This window comes from Cedecea sp. AS113, assembly GCF_037152415.1.
GTDB lineage: Bacteria > Pseudomonadota > Gammaproteobacteria > Enterobacterales > Enterobacteriaceae > Cedecea.
Window position 1 is genome coordinate 1 of the sequence record NZ_JBBCMI010000044.1, and the last position, 3,148, is coordinate 3,148.

At 52.6% G+C, this 3,148-nt stretch carries 2 rRNA genes; both read right to left on the reverse strand.

Going from position 1 to position 3,148, the window contains the following annotated elements:
• Positions 1–110 (reverse strand): 5S ribosomal RNA (rrf, locus tag WFN87_RS23900); the annotation flags it as partial.
• Between the two features lie 98 nt (positions 111–208).
• Positions 209–3,114: ribosomal RNA gene (locus WFN87_RS23905) — 23S ribosomal RNA — on the reverse strand.
• Positions 3,115–3,148 lie beyond the last annotated feature (34 nt).

Here is a 3,148-nt window from a genome sequence, read left to right on the forward strand (position 1 = left end):
CAGTTCCCTACTCTCGCATGGGGAGACCCCACACTACCATCGGCGCTACGGCGTTTCACTTCTGAGTTCGGCATGGGGTCAGGTGGGACCACCGCGCTACGGCCGCCAGGCAAATTCTGTTATTGACCGTTATATCTCCATATAACCATCAATCTAATCCTGAACTAAGCTGAAAATCTTTCGTCTCTCAAAACACCTTCGGTGTTGTAAGGTTAAGCCTCACGGATCATTAGTACTGGTTAGCTCAACGTATCGCTACGCTTACACACCCAGCCTATCAACGTCGTAGTCTTCAACGTTCCTTCAGGACCCTTAAAGGGTCAGGGAGAACTCATCTCGGGGCAAGTTTCGCGCTTAGATGCTTTCAGCGCTTATCTTTTCCGCATTTAGCTACCGGGCAATGCCATTGGCATGACAACCCGAACACCAGTGATGCGTCCACTCCGGTCCTCTCGTACTAGGAGCAGCCCCCCTCAATTCTCCAGCGCCCACGGCAGATAGGGACCGAACTGTCTCACGACGTTCTAAACCCAGCTCGCGTACCACTTTAAATGGCGAACAGCCATACCCTTGGGACCTACTTCAGCCCCAGGATGTGATGAGCCGACATCGAGGTGCCAAACACCGCCGTCGATATGAACTCTTGGGCGGTATCAGCCTGTTATCCCCGGAGTACCTTTTATCCGTTGAGCGATGGCCCTTCCATTCAGAACCACCGGATCACTAAGACCTGCTTTCGCACCTGCTCGAGCCGTCACTCTCGCAGTCAAGCTAGCTTATGCCTTTGCACTAACCTCACGATGTCCGACCGTGATTAGCTAACCTTCGTGCTCCTCCGTTACGCTTTAGGAGGAGACCGCCCCAGTCAAACTACCCACCAGACACTGTCCGCAACCCGGATCACGGGTCTACGTTAGAACATCAAACATTAAAGGGTGGTATTTCAAGGTTGGCTCCACGCAGACTGGCGTCCACGCTTCAAAGCCTCCCACCTATCCTACACATCAAGGCTCAATGTTCAGTGTCAAGCTATAGTAAAGGTTCACGGGGTCTTTCCGTCTTGCCGCGGGTACACTGCATCTTCACAGCGATTTCAATTTCACTGAGTCTCGGGTGGAGACAGCCTGGCCATCATTACGCCATTCGTGCAGGTCGGAACTTACCCGACAAGGAATTTCGCTACCTTAGGACCGTTATAGTTACGGCCGCCGTTTACCGGGGCTTCGATCAAGAGCTTCTCCTTGCGGATAACCCCATCAATTAACCTTCCGGCACCGGGCAGGCGTCACACCGTATACGTCCACTTTCGTGTTTGCACAGTGCTGTGTTTTTAATAAACAGTTGCAGCCAGCTGGTATCTTCGACTGCCTTCAGCTCCACCCGCGAGGGGTTTCACTTACCGACAGCGTGCCTTCTCCCGAAGTTACGGCACCATTTTGCCTAGTTCCTTCACCCGAGTTCTCTCAAGCGCCTTGGTATTCTCTACCTGACCACCTGTGTCGGTTTGGGGTACGATTCAATGTTACCTGATGCTTAGAGGCTTTTCCTGGAAGCAGGGCATTTGTTACTTCAGCACCGTAGTGCCTCGTCATCACACCTCAGCGTTAATAAGCGTCCGGATTTACCTAAACGCTCCGCCTACATGCTTAAACCGGGACAACCGTCGCCCGGCTAACATAGCCTTCTCCGTCCCCCCTTCGCAGTAACACCGAGTACAGGAATATTAACCTGTTTCCCATCGACTACGCCTTTCGGCCTCGCCTTAGGGGTCGACTCACCCTGCCCCGATTAACGTTGGACAGGAACCCTTGGTCTTCCGGCGAGCGGGCTTTTCACCCGCTTTATCGTTACTTATGTCAGCATTCGCACTTCTGATACCTCCAGCAAACCTCACAGTTCACCTTCGACGGCTTACAGAACGCTCCCCTACCCAACAACACATAGTGTCGCTGCCGCAGCTTCGGTGCATGGTTTAGCCCCGTTACATCTTCCGCGCAGGCCGACTCGACCAGTGAGCTATTACGCTTTCTTTAAATGATGGCTGCTTCTAAGCCAACATCCTGGCTGTCTGTGCCTTCCCACATCGTTTCCCACTTAACCATGACTTTGGGACCTTAGCTGGCGGTCTGGGTTGTTTCCCTCTTCACGACGGACGTTAGCACCCGCCGTGTGTCTCCCGTGATAACATTCTTCGGTATTCGTAGTTTGCATCGGGTTGGTAAGCCGGGATGGCCCCCTAGCCGAAACAGTGCTCTACCCCCGAAGATGAGTTCACGAGGCGCTACCTAAATAGCTTTCGGGGAGAACCAGCTATCTCCCGGTTTGATTGGCCTTTCACCCCCAGCCACAAGTCATCCGCTAATTTTTCAACATTAGTCGGTTCGGTCCTCCAGTTAGTGTTACCCAACCTTCAACCTGCCCATGGCTAGATCACCGGGTTTCGGGTCTATACCCTGCAACTTAACGCCCAGTTAAGACTCGGTTTCCCTGCGGCTCCCCTATACGGTTAACCTTGCTACAGAATATAAGTCGCTGACCCATTATACAAAAGGTACGCAGTCACCCCATAAAGAGGCTCCCACTGCTTGTACGTACACGGTTTCAGGTTCTTTTTCACTCCCCTCGCCGGGGTTCTTTTCGCCTTTCCCTCACGGTACTGGTTCACTATCGGTCAGTCAGGAGTATTTAGCCTTGGAGGATGGTCCCCCCATATTCAGACAGGATACCACGTGTCCCGCCCTACTCTTCGAACTCACAGTATGTGCATTTTAGTGTACGGGAGTATCACCCTGTACCCTGCGACTTTCCAGACGCTTCCACTAACACACAAACTGATTCAGGTTCTGGGCTGCTCCCCGTTCGCTCGCCGCTACTGGGGGAATCTCGGTTGATTTCTTTTCCTCGGGGTACTTAGATGTTTCAGTTCCCCCGGTTCGCTTCATTACGCTATGTATTCACGTAATGATAGTGTGACGAGTCACACTGGGTTTCCCCATTCGGAAATCGCCGGCTATAACGGTTCATATCACCTTACCGACGCTTATCGCAGATTAGCACGTCCTTCATCGCCTCTGACTGCCAGGGCATCCACCGTGTACGCTTAGTCGCTTAACCTCACAACCCGAAGGTGTCTCGTAAGACACAATCG